Genomic DNA, 24,295 nt, shown 5'->3' on the forward strand with positions numbered 1-24,295 from the left:
CGATACTCCCTACAGTCGCGATGATTATGCGATGAACTTCACGATAGCGGGGAGCGGCGTGCAGTCGGCGTGGTGGCTGCGCGCAGCGGCGCCGCCAGCCGGCGCATGCCCCGCCACAGCAACCGCCAGACCCACCATACCGCCAGCGCCACCAGCAGGCTGGACCCCACTGCCAAGCCCAGCGCCAGCCATGGATGCGCCAGGGCCACGGCCAGGGCGGTGGCAGCGAGGGTGTCTTCGGCCAGCGATGCGATCCAGTTGCTGGCCGGCTCCGGCGAGGTGTTGAGCAGCGCGCGGGTGCCGGCCTTGAGGGTGTGGCTGGTCAGTGCCACGCCGGCCCCCGCCGCCAGCGCGCCGGTACTCAGGTCGCCATCCGGCGACAGCGTGGCGGCGGCCAGGAACGCGCCGGCCGGGACGCGTGCCAGGGTTTGCAACAGATCCCAGCCCGAGTCCACACCAGGGATCTTGTCGGCGACGAATTCGGCCACCGCCAGTGCGCCGGAGGTGCCCAGCACCCACCACGACTGCGCCGGATGCAGGGCCGGGGGCAGCTCGATCCAGCCGAGCAGGCCGGCCAGGCCCACGCCGAATACCGTCAGGTAGACGCGGATGCCGGCCAGCCAGGCCAGCAGGATGCCGATCACGAACAGATGGGCCTCGCTCATGGCGTTGCTTCCTGCGGACAATACGGAACTATCGGATAACGGCCGACGCAACGCCAGCGTGGCGGCCGTCCGCGCTCTGGCACACTACGCCGCCGCCCTCAGCGCCGGCCCGTCCGGCCCAGATGCCCATGAGACCAGCCGCCCGCGTCCAGATCGTCCACCGTCAGGCGGGTGGTGGCCATGCCGGCGGACGCTGGCGATGGGTGGCGATCGCCCTGCTCTGGCTGGCGTCGTTGGGCGGTGTGTGGTGGATGGCCACGCGTACCGCCGCGCCACGCCTGGTGCAGGCCGAGGCCGCCCTGCAGCAGGCCCAGCGCAGCCAGGCCCAGCAACGGCGGCAGATCGAGCAGTTGCAGCAGCGCCAGGTCAACCTGGCGATGTCGGACAAGATCAGTCGCGCGGCCAATACCGAAGTGCAGGCCTCGCTGGCCGAGCGCGACGAACAGATCGCCGCGCTGCGCGCCGATGTGGCTTTCTACGAGCGCTTGGTGGGCGCCACCGCGCAGCGCAAGGGGCTCAATGCGCATTCGGTGCAGTTCACCGCCGAGGCCGGCGGCACCTGGAACTACAGCGTGGTGCTGACCCAGAACCTCAACCGTGGTGCGATCAGTCAGGGCCAGCTGCGCTTCGCGGTGGAGGGCGTGCGCGCCGGCAAGCTGGTGACGGTGAGCTGGAACGAGCTGCATCAGCAGCCCGCTGCCGCCGGGCAGCCGTATTCGTTCCGCTATTTCCAGCAACTGGACGGCAGCGTGATCCTGCCGAAGGATTTCACTCCGCAACGTGTCAAAATCTCCCTGAGCGGCGAGGGGGCGCCGGTCAATCAGACATTCGATTGGAAAGTCGCCGCCAGCGGCGCCGGGGAGTAGCTCATGTTCGGAAACAAGTCCAGCCGTGGTGCGCAGACCGTGGTCGATACCTTGATCGGGCCGCAGGTGGTCATCCGCGGCGACCTGACGTTCAGCGGCGGCCTGTACGTGGAAGGTCGCATCCTGGGCAAGGTGATTGCCGAGGACGGCGCCAGCGCCACCCTGACGGTGGCCGAGCAGGGCAGCATCGAGGGCGAAGTGCGTGCGCCGGTGGTGATCATCAACGGCCAGCTGACCGGCGATGTGCATGCAGCCGAGCGGGTCGAACTGGCCGCCAATGCGCGCGTGCAGGGCAATGTGCACTATCAGGTGGTGGAAATGAGCGCCGGCGCGCAGCTCACCGGGCGTCTGATCCATGCCGCCGCCGCAGGCGCCACCGCGGCGCTGCCGGCACCGGAAGGCCATCGCGCCGAGCCGGCCAAGGCCGCGCAGCCCGAAACTGCCGACGCCTGAGCCGCGCTGCGGCTGAAGCGCGACCGCGTGGCCGACACATCCGGCTTGAAGTGGCGCCGTCCGGCCCCCATGCTGACGGCATGAGTACGCTCGTTTCGCTTCCCACTGCCGCTCCGGCGCCGGACTACCAGTCCATCGACCGGCCGTTGAACTTTTCCGGTGCCGCCGCCGCCAAGGTACGCGAGCTGATCCAGGAGGAAGGCAACGCCGCCCTGGCCTTGCGCGTGTACATCCAGGGAGGCGGGTGTTCGGGGTTCCAGTATGGGTTCGAGTTCGACGAGAACCGCGCCGACGACGATCTGGCCGTGGCCACCGACGGGGTGACGTTGCTGGTCGACCCGCTCAGCCTGCAGTACCTGATGGGCGCCGAGGTGGACTACACCGAGAGCCTGACCGGTGCGCAGTTCGTGATCCGCAACCCCAATGCCAAGACCACCTGCGGCTGCGGGAGCAGCTTCAGCGTGTAAGGCATGACGCGTGCTGGCGTGGACGTATGTAGCAAGCGTCCACGGTGGTGAGTGATCCAGCGGCTGAGTCCACTCGGGAGAACTACTGGCTGCTGTGTGCTTGCGGCGGCTGGCTGGGTGCCGCTGCACAAGCGCACTGTGGCAGGGCCGCGCTGCCAGCAACCGCCTGCGCTGCGCTGATGGACGCTTTCGTTGGCTGGGTACGCGCCGCAGTAACAGCGCGCAGTAGGGCCGCAATGTCCGCGACCGCTTGCATTGTACTGATCGCTCGCAGCCATCGCCTCAGCGTCTGAACGTGCAACCTGGATTCTGCGACGACCGTGCGCGGCACGGTTGCGGGTGTCGCCGATTATCGGCAGGCTTGCGCCGATGTCAGAATCCACTCTTCCGTTGTCCGGTTTTGCCTTCACCCACGCGCCGCTGGATCGCGGCGATGCGCTGCGTGACGACCCGGCTGCCCTGGCGCAGCTGTGGGCGCAGGGCCATGTGCTGTTGATCGATGCCAAGGGCACCGCCCTGGCCGATGCGCAGGGGCAGCCGCTGTTGATGCAGGGCGCCGCGCTTGCCGACAGCCCGGAGGCGGCGATCTTCCTGGGGCTGCGCGATGGTCAGGGCTGGTTCTGCCTGTCGGCCGACCCACTCGATCTGAAGGCGCCGCAACGGGTGGACCTGCGCCAGGCGGCAGCGCAATGGCCGGCAGACATCGCCACTGCGGTGTCGTTCGCGCGGGCGATGCTGCATTGGCAGGCACGTACGCGTTACTGCGGCGTCTGCGGCGGTGCGATCGTGTTCCGCCGCGCCGGCTTCATCGCGCATTGCACGCAGTGCCAGACCGAACACTACCCGCGCGTGGATCCGGCCATCATCGTGGCGGTCAGCGACGGGCAGCGGCTGCTGCTGGGCCGCCAGGCCAGTTGGGCGCCGCGACGCTATTCGGTGATCGCCGGCTTCGTCGAACCGGGCGAATCGCTGGAGCAGACCGTGGCGCGCGAAGTGCATGAGGAAACCCGCGTGCGGATCCAGCACTGCCGCTATCTGGGCGCGCAGCCGTGGCCGTTTCCGGGAGCGTTGATGCTGGGCTTCACGGCGCAGGCGGCGGCCAGCGAGGTACCGCAGGTGACCGGCGAGCTGGAGGATGCGCGTTGGGTGGGCCATGACGAGATCGGCGCCGCGCTGGAAGGCCGCGGCGGTGAAGACGGCATCGGGTTGCCGCCGGCCATTTCGATCGCGCGGGCGCTGATCGAGCATTGGTATCGCAGCCATGGTTGAGAGCCGGCGTCCTGGCGGCGACCGCGGCTGGGCCGTGGCAGGTGCGCCTGCCGCCTCGGCGCACCCGACGTTCGTGCGGCCGTTGCAGTGGGGTTGGGTCCGCTCGGCTAGACTCCGCTGAGGAGGAACCCCATGTTCACGACCCTGGTTGCTGTCGTCGTCGCCCTTGCGTTGGGTCATCTGGTGCCGGCGCAGGTCGCCCGTCTACGGCGTTTCGAATGGTTCGCGCGCTGGCTGCGCCGGCTGGACAGCCATGCCGCCGGACGCGGCGCGTGGCAGGGCCGCTACGGCGTGCTGCTGGCCCTGCTGCCGGTGCTGTTCGTGGTCGTGCTGCTGCAATGGGCGCTGGACGATGTGTGGCATGGCTTCCTGTCGCTGCTGTTCGGCGTGGCGGTGCTGGCCTGGACCTGGGGGCCGCGCGATCTGGATCGCGATGTCGAGGCGGTGATCGACGCCGACGAGCCCGGTACGCGACGCGAGGCGATTTCGCATCTGCAGGCGGCCGGTGGCAGCGTGCACGAGGACGCGCCCTCGCTGGTGGAGGCTGTGGTGGTCAACGGTCTGCGCCGCTGGTTCGCGGTGCTGTGGTGGTTCCTGTTGCTGGGGCCGTTCGGCGCGGTGCTGTACCGCCTGACCGCCCTGGCGGTGGAAAGCCCGCTGTCGGTGCTGCTGCCGCCACGCAATCTGGCGGGTGCGCGTTGGTTGCTGGCGGTGCTGGAATGGCCGGTGGCGCAGCTGATCACGGTGTCGATGGCGCTGGTGGGGAATTTCGACACGGTGTTCCGCGCCTGGCGCGAAGCGCATGGCAACCGATGGGCGCTGGAGCCGTATTTCCTGGGCGCGGTGGCGCGTGCCAGCGTCAGTGCCGAGCTGCGCGATGAAGCCCACGACTACACCGATTCGGGCCTGGTGCCGGTCTGGCGCCGGCTGCCGGAAGTGCGCGATGCGATGAGCCTGGTATGGCGCGTGCTGCTGCTGTGGATGGTAGTGCTGGCGTTGTTGGTGATTGCGGGGTGGGTGCGGTAGGACTTGCAGCGGTCCACGACGTGGAGTCAGCGTCGCCAGATGTCAGGCGACCCGCAGTTGAGCCTAGAAGTGGCCTTGCAGCCGCTCACTCGAACCCCAGCCGATGCAGGCCCCGCCGAGTTGCGTGTAGCCCCTAGCCCGGCGCCAGCAACGTGAACGGAAACCACGGCAGGTTCCGTGCGATCCAGTAGGTGGGCAATGCCCATAGCCAGAACTTCGGTTCGGACAGGACGCTCACGACGGGGGCGAACCAGCGCGCGCGCCAGCCGGCTTTCCAGGCGATCAGGCCGGGCAGGGTGAACAGGCCGAGGACCGCTGCCGGGTTCATGGCGAAGGCACCGGGCAGGTCGAAATGCACCAGCGCATAAAGCGCGCGGGTCATGCCGCAGCCGGGACAGTAGCAGCCGGTGACGGCGCGGAAGACGCAGGGCGGGAACGGGCTGTTGCTCGCGTTCGGATCGAAGCGATACAGCAACGACACGCCGAAGGCGGCCACGCCGGTGGCCGCCCCCAGTCCAAGCCAATGGCGTGGACGCAGCTGCATCACTGCATGTGTTGCAACTGCTGCATGTATTCCATGTAGCTCTGCATGCCGCCGGTGGCGACCATGCCGATGTTGATCAGCAGGCCGATCACGGCCAGCACGCTGGTCACGATGCACCAGGTCTTGGCGGTGTTGGAGGCACGGCGTGCGCCGTCGATGTCGCCCTGGTTGAGCAGGCCGTTGACCTTGCTGGAGAACACGATCGCCACGATGCCGGTGATCAGGGCCGGGCAGCACAGGCAGAAGCCGAGCACGGTGGAGACGATCGCCCAGATCAGGTGGTTCGGCACCGGGCCGGGCGCTGCGCTGGACGAGGGATGGATCGGCGGTGGGATGGCACTCATGGTGAAGCTCCTTGGGTGGTAAACAACAGCGAACTGATGGGTGAGTGGGGTGTGTTGCCGGATGCCTGGCGCAGCGCTGGTGCGTGCGGTGTGCGCTGACGCTGGCCGGATGGGCCTGATGCGAAGGCGGGCGTGTGCGTACGCGGCAATCGGAGGCCCGGCAGCTGCGGACGCGAATGCTGCGGCGCCGTGCTGGGCGCCTGTCTGCGTCGACCTGGCGCGCCGCGATCGCGCATCCACGCGCCTGCCGTGGCCGGCACGATGGCCAGCCGCTGGCATGCACGGCACCCGCCGATCACGGCAGATGCCTCAGGCGCGATGATGTTGAGTACAACGACATTCCCCTCGATGCGGCCGGCCGCGTCCGCTTGGCGAACGCGGCGGTAAAGCGTGCAGTGGCGCACAGGCTACTCGCGGTGCGCGATGGACGCAAAGCCCGCATCTGGCGGCTCAGGGGTGGTCCTGGCGCAATCCGCGCACCTGCTGTTCGAGCAGCGCGGCGCTGGCCTGTTCGCCAGCGATGGCGGGGCCGGCGACCACTCCGATCTGCGCGCGCATCCGACGCGGCACGCGCATGCGGCCCAGGCGGGTGTCGCGGCGACTCCACATGCTGGACCACATGCCGCGCAACGCCATGGGAACCACGGGCACCGGGCGCCGCTGCAGGATCTTCTCCACACCAGACTTGAACGCAGCGATCTCGCCATCCTTGGTCAAGGCGCCCTCGGGGAAGATGCAGACCAGCTCGCCGTCGGCCAGCGCTGCGTCGATACGGTCGAAGGCCTGCTGCATCAGTGCGGGGTCTTCGCGTGCGCCGGCGATCGGGATGGCCTTGGCGGTACGGAAGATCCAGCGCATCACCGGGATGCGGAAGATCTTGTAGTACATGACAAAGCGCACCGGGCGCGGAATCACCGCCGACAGGATCAGCGCATCCATGTAGCTGACGTGGTTGCACACCAGCAGGGCGGCGCCCTCGTCGGGCACGTGCGCATCGATGTCGTGCGCGCGCAGCCGGTACAGCACGCTCACCAGCACCCAGCTGAGGAAGCGCATCAGGAACTCGGGCACCAGGGTGAAGATCCACAGCGCCACCAGCGTGTTGGCGATCGCCAGCGCCAGGAACACCTGCGGAATGCTCAGGCCAGGCAGCGGAATCCGCACGCCGAACAGCACCACTTGCGGCAACTGCAGCGCGATGCCGATCACCGCCGCGGCGACGATGAACAACGAGTTCTGAATGTTGAGCCCGGCAATGACGCGTGACAGCTCGGCCTTGGGCGTGCGGCTCTGGATCAGCGCGAACAACGGCACCACGAACAGACCGGTGAACAGGCCGATGCCGAGCAGATCCACGATCAGCCGCACGCTGCCGGCCTGCTGCACGAACTGGCCGATCGACAGATCGCTCACCGGCGCAGCGCCGGGACGGGCGAAGTACAAGTCCAGCAGAAAGGCGCTGATGCCGAATGCGCCCAGTGGCACCAGGCCGATTTCCACGGTACGCCCGGACAGCCGTTCGCACAGCAGCGAACCCACGCCGGTGCCGATCGAAAACAGCGCCAGCGCGAACACGTACAGGTCTTGCTGGCCGCCCAGATTGAGCTGGGCATAGGTGGGTAGCTGCGCGGTCAGCACGGTGCCGACGAACCAGAACCACGACACGCCCAGCACCGCGTTGCGGACCGCCGGCGTGCGCCGGGTCAGGCGCATGATGGCACGCGATTCGGGAATGGGGTTCCAGTTGATGGTCAGCTCCGGTGCGCCGGCGTCGACGCGCGGGACCAGCCGCGCCACCAGGTTGCCGGTGACGGCGATGACGATCACCGCAGTGGCGGCCGCCTCCGGACCATGGCTGCCGGCGATCTGGAAGATCAGCCCGCCGAAGATCATGCCGCACAGGATCGAGATCGAGGTGCCCATCTCGACCAGGCCGTTGCCGCCGGTGAGTTCTTCCGGCTTCAGCACCGACGGCAGGATCGAATATTTCACCGGCCCGAACAGGGTGGACTGCAGGCCGGTGCAGAACAGCGCCACCAGCAGGATCACCATGTTTTCGGTGATGAAGCCCACCGCAGCCAGCGACATGATCGCGATTTCCATCGTGGTGGTGATCACGATGAGCTTCTGCTTCTCCAGCTTCTCGGCGATCTGCCCGGCCAATGCGGAAAACAGGAAGTACGGCAGGATGAACAGAGCCGGCGCCAGATTCGTGTAGAGCGTGCGCTGGGCCGCGTCGATGCCCAGGTAGAACAGCAGGCCGATGATGGCCTGCCGATACACGTTGTCGTTGAACGCGCCCAGCGCCTGGACGGCGAAGAACGGCAAGAAGCGGCGCTGCCTGAGCAGGGCGAACTGACTGTGACCGGACATGCAGTTTCCTTTGCGAACGCGCGCAGCCTAGCAGGCTTCCACGGCGTGCTGGTGGATGGGCGATGCGCCCGCTGCGCTGGCCTTGCCGAGGCTGTGCGTGGTTACCCGGCCGCCGCGCAGATCCATACGACTGCGTAGCGGCCTGGCAGCGCTGGACGTCGGGGCGCGGGGCCCTCGCGCCACCGTGTGCCTGCCCGGCGCGGACGCGCTAGGCGGGGGCGGCTCCACCCAGCAAGGCCACGAAGGCGCGCGCGGCCGGCGTGGGGTCCGGTCGCCACACTGCGTAGGTCTGGAAAACGAAGCGTTCCTTGAGCGCCACCGTCACCACGGTACGCATCCTGCCGGCCATGGTCTGCGGCACGATCGCCACGGCCAGCCCGGCGGCGACCAGCTCACGCATCAGGTCGGCGTGGGTCACTTCGTACTGCTGGCGCTGCCGCAAGCCGGCCTGGTCGAAGGCGCCATCGACGATGCCGCGCACGCCGGCGCCGGCCACCAGCCCGGCCATCGGCTCGTCGTCCAGCTCGGCCAGCGCCACCCGCTTGCGCGTGGCGAAGCGGTGGGCGGCAGGCACGATCAAGGCCAGCGATTCTTCGTGCAGCAGCAGGCGTTGTGCGGGCAGCGCGACCTGCGGGCCGACCCCGACCAGGGCCACGTCCAGGCGACCTTCGCTCAGGTCGTGCAGCAAGGCCTCGCTCATGGCGGTACGCAGGTGCACGTCCACGCGCGCGTGTGCGGTGCGGAACTGGCGCAGCAGTGCCGGTACCCGCACCGTAGTCAGCGAGGAGATCTGCCCCAGCGTGAGCCGCCCGCGCACCGTGCCCAAGGCCTGCGCCATTTCGTCATGCAGGCGCTCGGCCGCGCGCAGGGTCTGGCGGGCGTTATGCAGGAACACCTCGCCGGCCGCCGTGGGGCGCACCTGACGCGGGCCGCGCTCGAACAGGCGCGCGCCCAGCGCTTCCTCGATCTTGGCCACCTGGTGGCTGAGTGCCGATTGCACCGTGTTGCAGCGACGGGCGGCAGCAGTGAAGCCGCCTTCTTCGGCCACGGCCACGGCAAATTCCAGCTGTCGCAGGGTGAACATGCGATCTCAAAAAAAGATGGGCACAGTGAAAACAATACATTGGAAAGATGCCGACGCGTTGCCCACACTGCGCCCACTCCTTCTCCAGGCCAACGCCATGACCGCCGAGTCCACTGCCCACCCACCGCTGCCGCGTCGCCTGGTGTTGCTGATGGCCGCCGCCACCGGGCTGGCGGTGGCCAGCAACTATTACGCGCAGCCGCTGCTGGAAACGCTGGCGCAGGCGTTCGCCATCCAGGTGCGCAGCGCCGGCGCGGTGGTGACTGCCGCGCAGCTGGCGTACGCGGCCGGTCTGCTGTTGCTGGTACCGCTGGGCGACCGGCTGGAGCGGCGTGGGCTGATCGTGGGGCTGTTCGTGCTCAGTGCGGCCGGGCTGCTGGTCAGTGCCGCGTCGCACAGCTTTGGCATGTTGCTGGTGGGTACGATCGTGACCGGCGCCAGCTCGGTGGCCGCGCAGATCCTGGTGCCGTTCGCCGCCACCCTGGCCGCACCGCACGAGCGCGGGCGGGCGATCGGCACGGTGATGAGCGGCTTGCTGCTGGGCATTTTGCTGGCACGTACGGCGGCTGGCCTGCTGGCCGGAGTTGGCGGCTGGCAGACGGTGTACTGGATCGCCTCGAGCCTGCTGCTGCTGACTGCCGCACTGCTGTGGCGCGGGCTGCCGCGGCATCCCGGCAATGCGCGATTGTCCTACCCGCGGTTGGTGGGCTCGGTGCTGACGCTGCTGCGCGACGATGCGGTGCTGCGTGCGCGTTCGGTGCTGGGCGGGCTGATCTTTGCCGGCTTCAGCATGTTCTGGACCACGCTGGCGTTCCTGCTGTCCGGGCCGGCGTACGGCTACGGTACGGCGGTGATCGGGTTGTTCGGCCTGATCGGTGCGGCCGGCGCGCTGGCGGCCAATCGCTCCGGCCACTGGTCCGACCGCGGCCATGGCGACCGTGTCAGTTGGGGCGGACTGCTGATGCTGCTCGCGTCATGGGGGCTGCTGGCGTTCGCTCCGCAATCGATGGCGCTGCTGATCGTGGGCGTGCTGCTGCTGGATATCGCGGTACAGGGCGTGCACATCGCCAATCAGAGCGTGATCTACCAACGCAATCCGCAGGCGCGCAACCGCATCACCTCGGCCTATATCACCTGTTACTTCATCGGCGGCGCGGTGGGCTCGACCCTGAGTACGGCGGCCTATGCACAGGCCGGCTGGACGGGCGTGGTGATCGGTGGCGCGGTGCTGGCGCTGGCGGCGTTGGGGTGGGTGGCGCTCAGTGTGTCGCGGGGCGCCTGGAAGTAAGAGCGATTAACAGAACTACTGCGCAGCCGCCAGACGGGCGCGGCCGGTGCTCGGAATCGGCATGTACCACACGTACACTCCGGTTCCTCCGCGCCGTCCACACCCACCTGACGACCGCTCGCTACGTTCTGTCAGCCGCTTTAAGCCTGTCCTTGGGAGCGGCGTTGTCGGCCGGTGCCTCGGTGACGGCCAGCGCCGCGTCACGCAGAGTGGGCAGCAGGCGCAGGGTCAGCGCCAGCTGGTCGCGCACCAGGCGTTGCTTGGGCGGCAGCTGGAGCGCGTGCTGTTCGAGCGCTTCGGCCATGGCCAGTTCGTCGCTCTCGTCGTGCTGCGGCAAGGGCTGGCGTTGGCCCAGTGCGGTGGCGAGGTCGCCGAGCGCGCGCTGCAGGTAGTCGCCGGCCCGGGCGATGCTGGCATCGTGTTCGCCGTCGAGCGCGGCGCGGTGCGCACCCAGCGCGGAGAGGTAGCCGAGCAAGGTGTTGGACAGCGCCAGGAAACGGAAGCCCGCGTCCAGGTTGCGCCGGTAACGGCCCGGCTCGCGCAGCATGTTGGACAGCGCCACCGACAGCGCGGCGTCGGCATTGTGCATGTCGCGGCGCGCGATGCGGTACGGCAGATCGTCGCGCATGCCGCTGGCATATTGCTCCAGCACCTGGCCCAGGTAACGCGCGCAGCTGGCCAGTACCGTGGCCATCACCTGGTTGAGGCGGCGGCCCTGCCAGTCGGGCAGGATCAGGAACGAGGCCGCTGCGGCGATGGCGCAGCCGATCACGGTGTCGATCAGGCGCGGCCAGATCAGCACGAAGCCATCGCCGAGCAGGTTGAAGCAGAACAGCGCCATCACCGTGATGCCGGCGGTGGCCAGCATGTAGCGATCGGTGCGCGCGATGAAGAACACCAGGGTGGCCACCAGGGCGAGCAGCAGCTGCACTTGCGTGCTGGGAAACAGCTGCATCAGCGCCCAGGTGGCGACCAGGCCGATCAGGGTACCGGCAATGCGTTGCACCAGCCGCCGCCGGGTGGCGCCGTAGTTGGGGCGGCACACGAATGCGGTGGTGAGCAGGATCCAGTAGCCGTTGTCGGCATGGATGGACAGCATCACCGCGTAACCCACCACCAGCGCGATGGCCATGCGCAGGCCATGCCGGAACAGCACCGAGCCGGGGGTGAGTTGCTGGCCCAGGCGCGCGGCCATTTCGCGCAAGGTGTGCGGGGACGAGTCGCGCAGCCGGGTATCGAGGTTGTCGCTGGTGGAATCGGACTGCGCCGCTTCGGACAGGCGCCGTTCGATGCTCTGCAGATTGGTGACCAGCAGCTCCAGTGCGCCCAGCAGGCGGGTCAGCGCGGGATCGGCACGCGCATGCAGGTAGTCCAACGACTGACGCAGGTCGTCGGTGGCCAGGCGGCTGTTGTCGCCGTAGTCGAACGGCTGGCGCAGGCGGATCGCCTCGCCCAGCGCGGCGCAGGCCTTGCCCTGTAGCGCGAGCAGGCGCTGGCAGCGGTACAGCACATCGCTATGGAAGAACGCATCGGTCAGCGCTTCGTACGGGTAATGCGAGGAGCTGGCGCGCTCGTGGAATTCCTGCGCCATGTAGTACAGCCGGAAATACAGCCCCGATTGCACGCCCGGCCGTCCCGAGCGGCCGAAGCGGCTGATGATGGCGGTCTTGGCCGCGTTGAGCGCGGCCACCACGCGGGCGTTCTGTTCGGCCAGCGCCAGCCGGCGCGCATGCAGGTCGCTCTGGCGCACCGGCTCGAACAGGTCGGCCTTGCGCCGCAGATACAGGCCCAGCTCGAAGAACAGCCGCGACAGCCGCTCGCGCACCGGGCGATTGGCGAACAGGATGGTCCACAGGATCGACAGCACCCCGTACCAGCCGGCGCCGATCATCAGCAACGCCGCACCCTGCCAGGCGATGCGCGGATCGTGGCCGCCATGTTGGTCCATGCCGATCATGGCGTAGATCGACAAGGCCACCGTGGCCTGTGCGATCGAGGCATAGCGCTCGCCCAGCGCGCCCAGCAGCGTAAGCGAGAACGTCGCCACGGCCAGGCCGATCACGAACGGCAGCGGGTAGGGGAACAGCACGGTGACCGACGCGGCGGCGGCCGCGAAGCAGAGCAACGACAGCAGTACCGATTTGGTGCGGCCCAGCCAGTTGTCGTCGGTCTCGGCAATGGCGCTGGCGATGATGCCCAGGAACAGCGCCGGCACCGCGGTCAGCTGCTGCCGGTGCCAGCACACGCCCAGCGCCACCGCCAGCGCGATGAACACACGCAGGCCGTAGCTGGCCTTTTCATGGGCCCACAGGCGGCTGAGGCGGGTTTCGAAGGACGTGGCGGCCACGGTCTCGGCAAGGGCAGGCGTGACCGGCATTATTGCCGCAGCCGCACTCTGCCGGTGTGGACAGGGGCTAGTCCTTTGTCAGTAGCCGGCATGGGTGCGGACTGTAGCGGCGTACGCGATTGCGCCGCAGCCTCGCTGCATGGCCGCTTACCGCGCTTGGCGACTTTGCAACCTGTTGAACACAGCCTGCTCGGTGACCATCAGCGAGCCGTTGCTCTGTTCGGCCGACAAGCAGCGGATGTCCGTGCTTGCCCCCATCCGCCCTTCGGGCACCTTCCCCCGCCAGCGGGGGAAGGACACTGCTTAGCCCTGCACGTCACGTTCGCGCGCGATCGCACGCCAGCCGATGTCGCTGCGGTGGAAGGCGTTGGGCCAGTGGATCGGCTGCAGGCCGGCATAGGCGCTGCGCTGGGCGTCCTGCACGCTGTCGCCGAGCGCGGCCACGCACAGCACGCGGCCGCCGGCGCTGAGCACCTGGCCGTCGGCATTCAAGGTGGTGCCGGCGTGGAAGACCTTGGCGCTGGCCGGCACGGCATCCAGGCCGGTGATGACCTCGCCGGTCACCGGTGCTTCCGGATACGGCCTGGCCGCGATCACCACACCCAGCGACGGGCGCCGATCCCACTGCGCCTGCACGCGGTCGAGTGTGCCGTCGATGGCCGCTTCAACCAGCTCCACCAGGTCCGACTGCAGGCGCAGCATCACCGGCTGGGTTTCCGGGTCGCCGAAGCGCACGTTGAATTCGATCACCTTGGGCGCGCCCTGTGCGTCGATCATCAGCCCGGCATACAGAAATCCGGTGAACGGCACGCCGTCGGCGATCATGCCCTGCACGGTGGGCTCGACCACTTCGCGCATCACCCGCGCATGCACCTCCGGCGTCACCACCGGGGCCGGTGAGTAGGCGCCCATGCCGCCGGTATTGGGGCCGGTGTCGCCATCGCCCACGCGCTTGTGGTCCTGGCTGGTGGCCATCGGCAGGGCGTGCTTTCCATCGACCATGGAGATGAAGCTGGCTTCTTCGCCATCGAGGAACTCTTCGATCACCACGCGTGCGCCGGCATCGCCGAATGCATTGCCCGAGAGCATGTCGCGTACCGCGTCTTCGGCCTCGGCCAAGGTCATCGCCACGATCACGCCCTTGCCGGCGGCCAGGCCGTCGGCCTTGACCACGATCGGTGCGCCCTTCTCGCGCACATACGCCAGCGCCGCATCCACCTCGGTGTGCACGGCGTAATACGCGGTGGGAATGCCGTGGCGGGCGAGGAAGTCCTTGGCGAAGGCCTTGCTGCCTTCCAGCTGCGCCGCCTTGGCGGTGGGCCCGAAGATGCGCAGGCCGGCGGCGTGGAAGCGGTCGACCACACCGAGCACCAGCGGCACTTCCGGGCCGACCACGGTGAGCGCGACGGCCTCGCGCTGCGCCAGTGCCAGCAGGCCATCCAGATCGTCGACCTTGATCGCGACATTGCGGCATTTGGCTTCGCTGGCGGTGCCGGCATTGCCCGGCGCCACCAGCACTTCGCCAACGCGTGCGGATTGGGCGATCTTCCAGGCCAGCGCGTGTTCGCGGCCGCCGGAGCCGATGACGAGGATTTTCATGTGAGTACGGGGATTTGGGAGTCGGGGTTAGGGATTGGTCAACGCAGGATCACGGATCGGAGCGAGCGAGAGGCGGTGCCACCAATCCCCACTCCCGAATCCCCAATCCCGGTCCGTCAGTGCCGGAAATGGCGCACGCCGGTGAACACCATCGCGATGCCGTGTTCGTCGGCGGCGGCGATCACCTCGCCATCGCGCATCGAGCCGCCGGGCTGGATCACCGCCTGGATGCCGGCCGCGGCCGCGGCGTCGATGCCGTCGCGGAACGGGAAGAACGCATCGGAAGCCATCACCGAGCCGGCCACCGTGAGCTTGGCTTCTTCGGCCTTGAGCGCGGCGATCTTGGCGCTGACCACGCGGCTCATCTGCCCAGCGCCCACGCCGATGGTGCGGCTGTCCTTGGCGTAGACGATCGCGTTGGACTTGACGTACTTGGCCACGCGCCAGGCGAACAGCAGATCGGCCAGTTCGGCCTCGCTGGGTGCGCGCTGGGTCACCACGCTCAATTCGCCCAGCGACATGCCGCGATTGTCGGCCGACTGCATCAGCAGGCCCGAGCCGATCCGCTTGGTGTCGTAGTTGTTCAAGCCGTTGCCGTGCGGGATCTTGAGCACGCGCACATTGGCCTTCTTGCTGGCGTAGTCGAGCGCGCCGGCCTCGTAGTCGGGCGCGATCAGCACTTCGACGAACTGGCGATCCAGGATCGCCTTGGCGGTGGCCGCATCCAGTGGCGTATTGAAGGCCAGGATGCCACCGAAGGCGCTGGTGGGATCGGTGGCATAGGCCAGTTCGTAGGCATCGCCGCAGGCCACACCCACCGCCACGCCACAGGGGTTGGCATGCTTGACGATCACGCAGGCCGGAGCGTCGAACTGACGCACGCATTCCCACGCCGCATCGGCATCGGCCAGGTTGTTGTAGCTCAGTTCCTTGCCCTGCAACTGCTGGAAGGTGGCCAGCGTGCCCGGCACCGGATACAGGTCGCGGTAGAACGCGCCGGCCTGATGCGGGTTCTCGCCGTAGCGCAGGTCCATCACCTTGACGAAGTTGGAGTTGATCTGCGCCGGGAAGGGGCTGCGCGTGGGCACGGCTTCGGCGCTGTCGGCCACCGCCGAGAGGTAGTTGCTGATGGCCGCGTCGTACTGCGCCACGCGGTTGAATGCGGCCACCGACAGCGCGAAGCGCTTGGCGGCCGAGAGCTGGCCGTCGTTGGCCTCCAGCTCGGCCAGCAGCTCGGGGTATTGCGCCGGGTCGGTGGCCACCGCCACACGGGCGAAATTCTTGGCCGCGCTGCGCAGCATCGCCGGGCCGCCGATGTCGATGTTCTCCACCGCCTCGGCCAGGGTGCAGTCGGCCTTGACCGTGACCGACTCGAACGGATACAGGTTCAGCACCAGCAGGTCGATCGGCACGATGCCGTGTTCGGCCATCACCGCTTCATCGGTGCCGGCGCGGCCGAGCAGGCCGCCGTGCACCAGCGGATGCAGGGTCTTGACGCGGCCGTCCATCATTTCCGGGAAACCGGTGAGATCGGCCACGTCCTGGACCGGCAGGCCGGCCTCGCGGATCGCCTTGGCGGTGCCGCCGGTGGACAGCAGCGCGACCTTGCGCGCCACCAGCGCGCGGGCCAGGTCGAGCAGGCCGGTCTTGTCGGAAACGGAGAGCAGGGCCCGGCGCACGGGCAGCAAATCAGTGGCCATCGGTGGGGGATGTCGAAGCGGAGCAGCCGATATTGTAGGCTGCGCCAGCGCTCGAATGGACTCAACATTCCCGTATGGCCTCGATCTATGCTCTGAAGGGACGCTTCCAGGCGCTGCTGCGGCCCATGGTGGGCGCGCTCTACCGCGGCGGCATCACGGCCAACCAGGTGACGCTGACCGCGGCGGCGGTGTCGTTGCTGGTCGCGGCGGTGGTCTATCACGCCGGCGCCGGCTGGCCCTGGCTGTATCTGCTGCTGCCGGTGTGGATGCTGCTGCGCATGGGCCTCAATGCCATCGACGGCATGCTCGCGCGCGAGTTCGGCCAGCAATCGCAACTGGGTGCCTACCTCAACGAATTGTGCGACGTGGTGGCCGATGCGGCGCTGTACTTGAGCCTGCTCGGCGTGCCCGGCGTGGGCGCGCATTGGTTGTGGATCTTTGCGCTGCTGGCCGCACTGACCGAATACGCCGGCGTGCTCGGGCTGATGGTCGGCGCCAGCCGCCGTTACGACGGGCCGATGGGCAAGAGCGACCGCGCGTTCGTCATCGGCGTGGTGGGACTGGGCCTGGCATGCGGCCTGCTGGGGGCCGGTGCCGTCACCTGGATCGCGTTGGCGCTGAGCGTGGCCTGCCTGGCCACCGTGTGGCGGCGGGTGCGTGCGGGACTGGCAGAGGCATCGGCACGCTGAGCGCGCTGCGTGCACCGAGCTGTTTCCGGCTGGCCGATGCCGGTTCGGCCGTTGCCAAGACAACTTCTTTTTCAGGATGATTCCATGCGTGATGTCGTAGAGCGTGAGTTCGCCAGTTTCGATGGCGCGCAGTTGTTTTATCGGCATTGGCCGACGCAGGGGGCCGTGGCGTCTGCCAGGGCGGTGGTGCTGCTGCACCGCGGGCATGAGCACTCCGGGCGGGTGATGCATCTGGCCGAAGAGCTGGACCTGCCCGACGCGCAATTCTTCGCCTGGGACGCACGCGGCAATGGCCGCTCGCCGGGCGCGCGCGGCGATGCGCCCGGCTTCGAGGCGCTGGTGCGCGACCTGGACAGCTTCATCGCGCACCTGGGCAGCGTGCACGGCATCGCGGTGCAGGACATCGTGGTGATCGCGCAAAGCGTGGGCGCGGTGATCGCGGCCACCTGGGTGCACGACTACGCGCCGCCCCTGCGCGCGCTGGTGCTGGCCTCACCGGCGTTCAAGGTCAAGCTGTACGTGCCGTTCGCACGCGCAGGGCTGAAGCTGATGCATGCGCTGCGCGGCAACTTCTTCGTCAACAGCTACGTCAAACCGCAGTGGCTCACCCACGATGCGCAGCGCGTGCAGAGCTACCGCAGCGATCCGCTGATCACCCGGCCGATCTCGGTGCGCGTGCTGCTGGGTCTGTATGCGGCCGCCGCGCGCGTGGTGGACGATGCGCAGGCGATCACCGTGCCGACCCAGTTGCTGGTGTCCGGCGCGGATTTCGTGGTGCATCGCGGCCCGCAGGACCGCTTCTACGAGAACCTGCGTTCGCCGATCAAGCAGCGCCACTGGCTGCCGGGCTTCTTCCACGACACCCTGGGCGAACGCGACCGCGCACTGGCGCTCGCGCCGATCCGCGCCTTCGTGCAGGCGCGCTTTGCGCAGCCGCCGGTACGTGCCGACTTGCGCGATGCGCATCGCGCCGGGCCCAGTTTCGACGAGGCCGAGCGGCTGGCCTGGCCGCCGCAACGCAATAGCCTGCAGGACCTGCGCTGGCGCTGTGTACGCGCCGGGCTACGCCTGGGCGGCAGCCTTTCCGAAGGTATCGCGCTCGGCCTGCAGACCGGCTTCGATTCCGGCAGCACGCTGGATTACATCTATCGCAACCAGGCGCGTGGACGCGGGCCGCTGGGTCGCATGATCGACCGCAATTATCTCGACGCGATCGGCTGGCGCGGTATCCGCATCCGCGGCGTGCATCTGGGCGAGTTGCTGCGCGATGCCGCCAGCCGTCTGCGCCAGGCCGGCCAGCCGGTGCGCGTGCTGGATGTCGCCGCCGGCCATGGCCGTTACGTGCTGGAAGCGCTGGGCAGCGGCGCGCAGCGTGCCGATGCCATCGTGCTGCGCGACTTCAGCCCACTCAACGTGACACAGGGCAGTGCACTGATCCAGACGCTGGGTGCAGGCGAGATCGCGCGCTTCGAGCAAGGCGATGCGTTCGATCCCGCGGCGTTGGCCGCGGTGCAGCCGGCGCCGACCCTGGCGGTGGTGTCGGGGCTGTACGAGCTGTTTGCCGACAACGACCAGGTGGCGCGCTCGCTCGCCGGCCTGGCCGCCGCAGTGCAGCCTGGCGGCTATCTGCTCTATACCGGCCAGCCATGGCACCCACAGCTGGAATTCATCGCCCGCGCGCTCACCAGCCATCGCGATGGCGTGGCCTGGGTGATGCGTCGGCGTAGCCAGCAGGAAATGGACGGCCTGGTCGAGGCGGTGGGCTTTCGCAAGGTGGCCCAGCGTATCGATGCGTTCGGCATCTTCACCGTGTCGCTGGCGCAGCGGATCCAGGCATGACGCCAGGCGCGCGTCCTACCGGCCGTGCCGCGCTGTGGCTGGCGTTGCTGGGCCCGTTCTTCTTCCTCAGCTACGGCCTGGCCAATCTGCTGGCCGGGCGCGCGGTGGACGTGCCCTCGGTGGTGTTCGACTGGGAGCATGGCATGCCGTTCTGGCCGTGGACCATCGTGCCGTACTGGTCGATCGACCTGTTCTACGCCGCCTCGTTCTTCGTCTGCCGTACCCGGCGCGAACTGGACACGCATGCGCTGCGCCTGCTCGGCGCGCAATTGATCTGCGTGGCCTGTTTCCTGCTGTGGCCATTGCGCTACAGCTTCGTGCGGCCGGACACCGACGGCGTGTTCGGCTGGCTGTTCGCGGTGCTGTTGGGCTTCGACAAGCCGTTCAACCAGGCACCGTCGTTGCACATCGTGCTGCTGGTGGTGCTGTGGGTGCGCTATGCGCAGCATCTGCGCGGCATCTGGCGCTGGCTGCTGCACGGCTGGTTCGCACTGATCGGGGTGTCGGTACTGACGACCTATCAGCATCACTTCGTGGATATCCCCACCGGGCTGGCGGTGGGCTGGCTATGCGTGTGGCGATGGCCGGAGCGCATCGCCGCACCGTTCGCGCAGGCGCAGCTGGCCCGCGATGCACGCCGTTGGCAGCTCGCGGCGGCGTACCTGGCCGGCGCCCTCGCCAGCGCCGCGCTCGCGGCCTGGAGCGGCGGTGCCGGGCTATGGGCGCTATGGCCGAGCCTGTCGCTGGGGCTGGTCGCAGTGAACTATGCGGCACTTGGCCCGCTCGGCTTCCAGAAGCGCAGCGACGGGCAGCTGAGTCTTGCCGCGCGCTGGTTGTATGCGCCGTATCTGTTGGCCGCATGGTGCAACTCACGCCTGTGGACGCGCCGCGACCCGCTGCCACGCCTGGTCTGCGACGACGTATGGCTGGGCCGCATTCCATTGCCTGCACAGCGCGCCGCATTCGCAGCGGTAGTGGATCTCAGCGCCGAGCTGTCGCTGCACGCCGCGCGTGCGCACGACCAGGTGATTGCGATGCTGGACCTGGTGGCACCGCCACCTGCCAGTCTGCGCACCGCCGCAGCCGCCATCGCGGCGGCGCGCATGCGCGGACCGGTGCTGGTGTGTTGCGCGCTGGGCTATTCGCGTAGCGCGGCCAGCATCGCGACCTGGCTGGTTCGCAGCGGACGCGCCGCCGACGTGGACGGCGCCATCGCCCAGCTGCGCGCGGTACGTGGTGCGATCGTGCTCGGACACGCGCACCGCGCGGCCATCGCGGCGGCCTGCAGCGGCCATGACAGCGACCAGGACGTGCCCGACCGGAGATCGCCATGACCACCTCCCTGATGACCCTGGCAACCATGCGCGCGGTACTGCGCCAGGGCGGCATGCTGGACCGGTTCTCGTTGTTGCTGCTGGCCGCGGCCATTGCCTTGCTCGGCGTCGCCGAAGCGCCGCCGTTGATCCAGTTGAGTTATGGGCTCAGCGTGCTGGCCGGGATGCTGCAGCGCTACTGGGCGTTTCGGGTAGGACTGGATGCCGACCTGCTGGACGGCGTGATCGCGCAGCTGGCGCATCGTGGCGGCAGCGAAGACACCGCCGCGCAACAGCTGGATGCGGCGTTGCATGCGGTTGGCCTGATGGCGACGCCACCTTCGCCACGCGACTGGTCTGCCCGTTGGAACGGCATGCGCCGCCTGCTGCGGTGGCAACTGCTGAGCGTGGCGGTGCAGACCCTGGCACTGGTTGCAGCGCTGGCGTTGCGGGTGTGGCGATGACCGACAGGCCTGACACCGTTCCCCCCGCGCCAATGGCGGCGACGCCGGCGCAGCTGGCGCTATGGCAACGCCTGCAGCATGACCGCTTCGGCGACGATGCGCAGGCGCTGCCGGCCTTCGTCCAGCGCGTGGCCAGCCAGGTGCGTTGCAGCACCGCGCAGGCGCAACGGCTGGTGGAGGAATACCGGCGGTTCTGCTTTCTTGCCTGCACCGACTCGCACGATGTCACGCCCAGCCCGCCCGTCGATCAGGTCTGGCATACCCACCTGACCGACACCCGCGAGTACTGGCAGCGGTTCTGCCCCCAGGTGCTGCAGACCAGCTTGCACCATCGGCCCGGGCGTGGGGGCGCGGATGACGCTGCGCGCTTCCAGACGCAGTACTGCCGCACGCTGGAACGCTACCGCACCCACTTCGGCGAGCCGCCAGCGTCGTGCTGGCCGCCAGCGCCGCCGCAGCCCGCTGTCAGCATGCAGCGCTCTGACGACACCTCCGAGGCCATGTTGCGCGCATTGCGCGGCCTGCCGCCCCAGGACATGTCGCGGCAGCTGCCTCGCGCGTTGATCGGCTGGACGCTGCTGGCGGCGGTGATGGCATGGCTGGGGGCGGCATCCAGTGCCGGGGTGGTGTCGCCGCTGCAATGGCGAGGTGTTCAGTTCCTGTGCGTGTTCATTGCGCTGATCGGTGTGGCCTGGTCGATGGCGGCCTGGTTGCGCCGGGTGCTGCGGCGCGGCCGCGCGGCCGGGACACTGGAGGCCGCCGAGCTGGCCTATCTGAGCGGAGGTGCCGACCGCGTGGCCGACCTGTGGTGCACCGAACTGCTGGTGCGTGATGCGGTGTCTCTGCAGCGCGACGAGAGGGAGCCGGCATACCGCTGGGTGGCGTGTCAGCCGCAGGCCACGGTGACGCCCGCACTCGAGCCGGCGCTGCAGATCCTGCGCACGACCGAGGATCCGCTGCTGGCGTTGCGCGCATTGCGTGCGCAGGCCGCACCGCTGAAGCAAGGCCTGATCGACAAGGGGCTATGGCTCACAGGGGGCGCGGCAGCCGGGCTGCGCCTGATCAGCACCGTGCCGGTAGCCCTGGTGTGGCTGCTGGGCGCCTGCAAGCTCGTGATCGGGGTGCAAGGCAACCACCCGGTGGGCTACCTGTTGGGCCTGATTGTGCTGACCAGCGCGCTCGTCCTCGGCTTTGCGCTGGTACCGGTGCGGCGCACCCTGGCTGGCGATGCCTGCCTGCAGACATGCCGGCAGGCGCTGCGGCGCGACGCTGCACGCAACGGTGGCGATCCCGCCGAAGCGGTTGCGCTGTATGGCACCGTCGCGCTGGTAGGCACCGCATGGGCGGACTATCACAGCCTGCGTGCCCCGCACGGCCATGACGGCGGCAGCGGTAGCACGTGTGGTGGAGGCGGCGACGGTGGTGATGGTGGCAGCAGCGATGGCGGTGGTGGCTGTGGCGGCTGCGGCGGGGGAGGTGACTGATGCAACGCGTGCAACGGCAACGGCAGCGACGGCTGCGCTGGGCACAGGCCTTGCGCAGTCGCGGTGCCACGCCCAACGGGGTGTCGTGGGTGGGCATCGGGTTCGCGGCGTTGGCTGCACTGATGTTCTATGTGGGCCTGAGCGCCCCCGCACGCGAAGGCGCCGGGCCTTTGCTGCTGGCCGTGCTCGGCTTGCAGGGGCGGTTATGGTGCAATCGCATGGATGGCGTGCTGGCGCGTCAGGCACGCATGGTGTCGCGTGCGGGCGAGGTCTACAACGACGCGCCCGATCGCCTGTCCGACGTGCTTGTCTGCGTGGGCCTGGGCTATGGCTTGCAGGCCGGCCTGCCGTGGGCCGCGCAACTGGGCTGGGCGGCGGCGCTGTGCTGCGTGGCCACCGCGTATGTGCGCATGCTGGGCCTGGCCTGCGGCACGCCGGAACCGCGGCAGGGGCCGATGAGCCGCGTGCAGCGCATGCAGTGGCTGTCGCTGGCAGCCTTGCTGGCCTTGCCGCTGCAGTGGACGGGCCAGCCGCGTCTTGCGGCCTGGTTGCTGAGCGGCGCTTTGGCGGTGTTGATCGCCGGTGCGTTGCTGACGGTGGTGTTACGGCTGCGCACGATCGTGCGCACATTGGAGCAGACATGATTGCCCGATTGGTCGCCCGCGCTTGCAGCGGCGCCATCCGCACGCTCACCGGTGCACGCGCGTTGTGGCGTGGTTGCGCGCCATCCAACGAGCGCCGCGTGTATTACGGTAACCACGCCAGCCACGGCGATTTCGTGCTGATCTGGTCGTCATTGCCGGCCAGCCTGCGGCATGAAGTGCGCCCGGTGGCTGCGGCCGATTACTGGCAACGCACTGCGCTGCGGCGTTATCTGATCCATGCGGTGTTCAATGGCGTGCTGATTGAGCGCGATGCGGCGCGGCGCACCCGCGACCCGATCGAATGTTTGTGCGATGCAGTGGACGCCGGTGATTCGCTGATCCTGTTTCCCGAGGGCACGCGCAATCCCGACGAAGGCGTGCTGCCGTTCAAGAGCGGGCTGTATCACCTGGCGCGGCAGCGCCCGGAACTGGAGTTCGTGCCGGTGTGGATCGACAACCTCAAGCGGGTGATGCCCAAGGGCAAGTGGCTGCCGCTGCCGCTGTTGTGCACCACCACCTTCGGTGCACCGTTGCGGCTGGATGCCGACGAAGACAAGGACGCATTTCTGGCGCGTGCGCGTGAGGCGCTGCTGGCGTTGTCACCGGACCAGCTGGAGGCGCGCGCATGAGCCTGTATCTGTACAGCGGGCAGTTGCAGCAGTCGTCCATGCATCAGCAGACGCTGTGGTTGTTCAGCGGGATCGCCTTGGTGCTGGTGATCGCCACGCTGATCTCCGAAACCCTGCGCTGGCGCGCGCGCGCAAGGCCCAGCGCGGTACTGGACAATCTGGTGGCACGCATTCGCGCCTGGTGGGTGATGGCGGCGGTGGTCGGCATCGCGTTCGTGTTCGGCCGCGCCGGCGTCATCGTGCTGTTCGCGCTGGTGTCGTTGTTCGCGCTGCGCGAGTTCATCACCCTCACGCCCACCCGGCGTGGCGACTATTACGCGCTGCTGGCGGCGTTCTACATCGTGCTGCCCTGGCAGTACGGGTTGGTGTGGACCGGCTGGTACGGCATGTACACGCTGCTGATTCCGGTCTATGCATTCCTGGTGCTGCCGATCCTGGCCACCATCGGCGGCGATACCACGCGCTACCTGGAGCGCACCGCCAAGGTGCAGTGGGGCCTGATGATCTGCGTGTTCTGCATCTCGCACGTGCCGGCCTTGTTGAACCTGCAGATTCCCGGCTATGCCGGGCGCAACCTGCTGCTGATCGCGTTCCTGGTGATCGTGGTGCAGTCCTCGGACGTATTGCAGTACATCTGGGGCAAGCTCGCCGGCCGCCACCTGATCGCGCCGAAGCTCTCGCCCTCCAAAACGGTGGAAGGCTTCATCGGCGGCGTGCTGTCGGCCAGCCTGCTCGGGATGGCACTGTGGTGGATCACTCCGTTCGCACCCTGGCATGCGTTCGGGCTGGCGCTGGTGGCCAACCTGATGGGCTTCTTCGGCGGGTTGGTGATGTCGGCGATCAAGCGCGATCGCGGCATCAAGGACTGGGGCCACATGATCGAAGGCCACGGTGGCGTGCTCGACCGCCTGGACTCGGTGTGCTTTGCCGCGCCGGTGTTCTTCCACCTGATCCGTTACGGCTGGGCGTGAGGTGGAGTGGGAAGCGGGAAGCGGGAAGCGGGAAGCGGGACCCGGGACCCGGGACCCGGGTCCTCGGGGCGATCGCGAGCTTCAAGCAGACGTGCGCAGCGGGTGCTTCGCACACTGCGGTTCTGAAACAGCGGAGCGGTATTGTGCGGCTGCCGAAACACTTGAATTAGACCTAGCAGCACGCATGCTCTTGCGGGTCCCGGGTCCCGGGTCCCGGGTCCCGGGTCCCGGGTCCCG

General features: G+C 68.4%; 21 protein-coding genes, 1 other RNA gene and 1 pseudogene. 15 read left to right on the forward strand and 8 right to left on the reverse strand.

Going from position 1 to position 24,295, the window contains the following annotated elements; genetic code table 11:
• Window positions 1-38: 38 nt before the first annotated feature.
• Entirely contained in the window at window positions 39-665 is a 627-nt protein-coding gene (locus LL964_RS04285) for a DUF4126 domain-containing protein (RefSeq protein WP_104586080.1), read from the reverse strand.
• Window positions 666-793: 128 nt separating this feature from the next.
• Between LL964_RS04285 and LL964_RS04290 the strand changes: the two genes are divergently transcribed.
• From LL964_RS04290 to LL964_RS04310, 5 genes are all read left to right on the forward strand, one after another.
• Window positions 794-1,531 carry a DUF6776 family protein gene (locus LL964_RS04290; protein ID WP_104586077.1) on the forward strand — a complete coding sequence of 246 codons (738 nt, stop codon included), beginning with the start codon at window positions 794-796 and terminating at the stop codon, window positions 1,529-1,531.
• Window positions 1,532-1,534: 3 nt separating this feature from the next.
• On the forward strand, window positions 1,535-1,984 hold the full coding sequence (locus tag LL964_RS04295; protein ID WP_104586074.1) for a bactofilin family protein: 450 nt from the start codon (window positions 1,535-1,537) through the stop codon (window positions 1,982-1,984).
• 80 nt (window positions 1,985-2,064) lie between these two features.
• Entirely contained in the window at window positions 2,065-2,451 is a 387-nt protein-coding gene (gene erpA, locus LL964_RS04300) for an iron-sulfur cluster insertion protein ErpA (RefSeq protein ID WP_104586070.1), read from the forward strand.
• Window positions 2,452-2,820: 369 nt separating this feature from the next.
• Window positions 2,821-3,720: an NAD(+) diphosphatase gene (gene nudC, locus LL964_RS04305; RefSeq protein ID WP_104586066.1), complete on the forward strand. Its 900-nt coding sequence runs from the start codon at window positions 2,821-2,823 to the stop codon at window positions 3,718-3,720.
• A gap of 132 nt (window positions 3,721-3,852) precedes the next feature.
• A complete protein-coding gene (locus LL964_RS04310) occupies window positions 3,853-4,746 on the forward strand; it encodes a cobalamin biosynthesis protein (protein ID WP_104586063.1) in 894 nt (297 codons plus the stop codon).
• 133 nt (window positions 4,747-4,879) lie between these two features.
• Here the strand turns inward: LL964_RS04310 and LL964_RS04315 are convergent, their stop codons facing one another.
• From LL964_RS04315 to LL964_RS04330, 4 genes are all read right to left on the reverse strand, one after another.
• Entirely contained in the window at window positions 4,880-5,290 is a 411-nt protein-coding gene (locus LL964_RS04315) for a DUF2752 domain-containing protein (RefSeq protein WP_104586059.1), read from the reverse strand.
• The gene (locus LL964_RS04320) at window positions 5,290-5,634 is read right to left on the reverse strand and encodes a CD225/dispanin family protein (protein WP_104541665.1); all 345 of its coding nucleotides are present in this window, start codon (window positions 5,632-5,634) and stop codon (window positions 5,290-5,292) included. Before LL964_RS04320 ends, LL964_RS04315 begins: the two co-directional genes overlap by 1 nt.
• A gap of 450 nt (window positions 5,635-6,084) precedes the next feature.
• A complete protein-coding gene (locus LL964_RS04325; RefSeq protein WP_104586052.1) occupies window positions 6,085-8,007 on the reverse strand; it encodes an MFS transporter in 1,923 nt (640 codons plus the stop codon).
• Between the two features lie 208 nt (window positions 8,008-8,215).
• The gene (locus LL964_RS04330; RefSeq protein WP_104586049.1) at window positions 8,216-9,091 is read right to left on the reverse strand and encodes a LysR family transcriptional regulator; all 876 of its coding nucleotides are present in this window, start codon (window positions 9,089-9,091) and stop codon (window positions 8,216-8,218) included.
• Between the two features lie 97 nt (window positions 9,092-9,188).
• Between LL964_RS04330 and LL964_RS04335 the strand changes: the two genes are divergently transcribed.
• Complete coding sequence (locus LL964_RS04335; protein WP_104586047.1) at window positions 9,189-10,379, forward strand: MFS transporter; 1,191 nt, start codon at window positions 9,189-9,191, stop codon at window positions 10,377-10,379.
• 61 nt (window positions 10,380-10,440) lie between these two features.
• Window positions 10,441-10,516: non-coding RNA, sX9 sRNA (locus tag LL964_RS04340), on the forward strand.
• Window positions 10,517-10,542: 26 nt separating this feature from the next.
• On the opposite strand, the pseudogene yccS reads toward LL964_RS04340, so the two are convergent.
• The 3 genes and pseudogenes from yccS to purH all read right to left on the reverse strand — a co-directional run.
• A pseudogene (yccS, locus tag LL964_RS04345) lies at window positions 10,543-12,726 on the reverse strand (YccS family putative transporter); the annotation flags it as partial.
• Between the two features lie 303 nt (window positions 12,727-13,029).
• The gene (purD, locus tag LL964_RS04350; protein WP_104586044.1) at window positions 13,030-14,325 is read right to left on the reverse strand and encodes a phosphoribosylamine--glycine ligase; all 1,296 of its coding nucleotides are present in this window, start codon (window positions 14,323-14,325) and stop codon (window positions 13,030-13,032) included.
• 116 nt (window positions 14,326-14,441) lie between these two features.
• Window positions 14,442-16,025: a bifunctional phosphoribosylaminoimidazolecarboxamide formyltransferase/IMP cyclohydrolase gene (gene purH, locus LL964_RS04355; protein ID WP_104586042.1), complete on the reverse strand. Its 1,584-nt coding sequence runs from the start codon at window positions 16,023-16,025 to the stop codon at window positions 14,442-14,444.
• 74 nt (window positions 16,026-16,099) lie between these two features.
• Here purH and LL964_RS04360 point away from each other — a divergent pair, with 74 nt between their 5' ends.
• The 8 genes from LL964_RS04360 (at window position 16,100) to LL964_RS04395 (ending at window position 24,058) form a co-directional block, all read left to right on the forward strand.
• Complete coding sequence (locus LL964_RS04360) at window positions 16,100-16,714, forward strand: CDP-alcohol phosphatidyltransferase family protein (protein WP_104586039.1); 615 nt, start codon at window positions 16,100-16,102, stop codon at window positions 16,712-16,714.
• 84 nt (window positions 16,715-16,798) lie between these two features.
• A complete protein-coding gene (locus LL964_RS04365) occupies window positions 16,799-18,553 on the forward strand; it encodes a bifunctional alpha/beta hydrolase/class I SAM-dependent methyltransferase (protein ID WP_104586037.1) in 1,755 nt (584 codons plus the stop codon).
• Window positions 18,550-19,887 carry a phosphatase PAP2/dual specificity phosphatase family protein gene (locus LL964_RS04370; protein WP_104586035.1) on the forward strand — a complete coding sequence of 446 codons (1,338 nt, stop codon included), beginning with the start codon at window positions 18,550-18,552 and terminating at the stop codon, window positions 19,885-19,887. The genes LL964_RS04365 and LL964_RS04370 overlap by 4 nt, the downstream gene beginning before the upstream one ends.
• Window positions 19,884-20,330, forward strand: coding sequence for a hypothetical protein (locus tag LL964_RS04375; protein WP_104586033.1), 447 nt, complete (start codon window positions 19,884-19,886; stop codon window positions 20,328-20,330). The genes LL964_RS04370 and LL964_RS04375 overlap by 4 nt, the downstream gene beginning before the upstream one ends.
• A complete protein-coding gene (locus tag LL964_RS04380; RefSeq protein WP_104586031.1) occupies window positions 20,327-21,814 on the forward strand; it encodes a TIGR04222 domain-containing membrane protein in 1,488 nt (495 codons plus the stop codon). Before LL964_RS04375 ends, LL964_RS04380 begins: the two co-directional genes overlap by 4 nt.
• Window positions 21,814-22,458 (forward strand): CDP-alcohol phosphatidyltransferase family protein, encoded by a 645-nt coding sequence (locus LL964_RS04385; RefSeq protein ID WP_104586029.1) that lies wholly within the window; start codon window positions 21,814-21,816, stop codon window positions 22,456-22,458. The genes LL964_RS04380 and LL964_RS04385 overlap by 1 nt, the downstream gene beginning before the upstream one ends.
• The gene (locus LL964_RS04390) at window positions 22,455-23,087 is read left to right on the forward strand and encodes a lysophospholipid acyltransferase family protein (protein ID WP_104586027.1); all 633 of its coding nucleotides are present in this window, start codon (window positions 22,455-22,457) and stop codon (window positions 23,085-23,087) included. The genes LL964_RS04385 and LL964_RS04390 overlap by 4 nt, the downstream gene beginning before the upstream one ends.
• A complete protein-coding gene (locus LL964_RS04395) occupies window positions 23,084-24,058 on the forward strand; it encodes a phosphatidate cytidylyltransferase (RefSeq protein WP_167395224.1) in 975 nt (324 codons plus the stop codon). The genes LL964_RS04390 and LL964_RS04395 overlap by 4 nt, the downstream gene beginning before the upstream one ends.
• Window positions 24,059-24,295: the final 237 nt, after the last annotated feature.

This window comes from Xanthomonas melonis (genome assembly GCF_020783655.1).
Classification (GTDB): Bacteria; Pseudomonadota; Gammaproteobacteria; order Xanthomonadales; family Xanthomonadaceae; genus Xanthomonas; species Xanthomonas melonis.

Coding starts and splice junctions, on each gene's coding strand:
- LL964_RS04285 (WP_104586080.1), bottom strand. CDS start 665: ATGAGCGAGGCCCATCTGTTCGTGATCGGCATCCTGCTGGCCTGGCTG.
- LL964_RS04290 (WP_104586077.1), top strand. CDS start 794: ATGAGACCAGCCGCCCGCGTCCAGATCGTCCACCGTCAGGCGGGTGGT.
- LL964_RS04295 (WP_104586074.1), top strand. CDS start 1,535: ATGTTCGGAAACAAGTCCAGCCGTGGTGCGCAGACCGTGGTCGATACC.
- erpA (WP_104586070.1), top strand. CDS start 2,065: ATGAGTACGCTCGTTTCGCTTCCCACTGCCGCTCCGGCGCCGGACTAC.
- nudC (WP_104586066.1), top strand. CDS start 2,821: ATGTCAGAATCCACTCTTCCGTTGTCCGGTTTTGCCTTCACCCACGCG.
- LL964_RS04310 (WP_104586063.1), top strand. CDS start 3,853: ATGTTCACGACCCTGGTTGCTGTCGTCGTCGCCCTTGCGTTGGGTCAT.
- LL964_RS04315 (WP_104586059.1), bottom strand. CDS start 5,290: ATGCAGCTGCGTCCACGCCATTGGCTTGGACTGGGGGCGGCCACCGGC.
- LL964_RS04320 (WP_104541665.1), bottom strand. CDS start 5,634: ATGAGTGCCATCCCACCGCCGATCCATCCCTCGTCCAGCGCAGCGCCC.
- LL964_RS04325 (WP_104586052.1), bottom strand. CDS start 8,007: ATGTCCGGTCACAGTCAGTTCGCCCTGCTCAGGCAGCGCCGCTTCTTG.
- LL964_RS04330 (WP_104586049.1), bottom strand. CDS start 9,091: ATGTTCACCCTGCGACAGCTGGAATTTGCCGTGGCCGTGGCCGAAGAA.
- LL964_RS04335 (WP_104586047.1), top strand. CDS start 9,189: ATGACCGCCGAGTCCACTGCCCACCCACCGCTGCCGCGTCGCCTGGTG.
- purD (WP_104586044.1), bottom strand. CDS start 14,325: ATGAAAATCCTCGTCATCGGCTCCGGCGGCCGCGAACACGCGCTGGCC.
- purH (WP_104586042.1), bottom strand. CDS start 16,025: ATGGCCACTGATTTGCTGCCCGTGCGCCGGGCCCTGCTCTCCGTTTCC.
- LL964_RS04360 (WP_104586039.1), top strand. CDS start 16,100: ATGGCCTCGATCTATGCTCTGAAGGGACGCTTCCAGGCGCTGCTGCGG.
- LL964_RS04365 (WP_104586037.1), top strand. CDS start 16,799: ATGCGTGATGTCGTAGAGCGTGAGTTCGCCAGTTTCGATGGCGCGCAG.
- LL964_RS04370 (WP_104586035.1), top strand. CDS start 18,550: ATGACGCCAGGCGCGCGTCCTACCGGCCGTGCCGCGCTGTGGCTGGCG.
- LL964_RS04375 (WP_104586033.1), top strand. CDS start 19,884: ATGACCACCTCCCTGATGACCCTGGCAACCATGCGCGCGGTACTGCGC.
- LL964_RS04380 (WP_104586031.1), top strand. CDS start 20,327: ATGACCGACAGGCCTGACACCGTTCCCCCCGCGCCAATGGCGGCGACG.
- LL964_RS04385 (WP_104586029.1), top strand. CDS start 21,814: ATGCAACGCGTGCAACGGCAACGGCAGCGACGGCTGCGCTGGGCACAG.
- LL964_RS04390 (WP_104586027.1), top strand. CDS start 22,455: ATGATTGCCCGATTGGTCGCCCGCGCTTGCAGCGGCGCCATCCGCACG.
- LL964_RS04395 (WP_167395224.1), top strand. CDS start 23,084: ATGAGCCTGTATCTGTACAGCGGGCAGTTGCAGCAGTCGTCCATGCAT.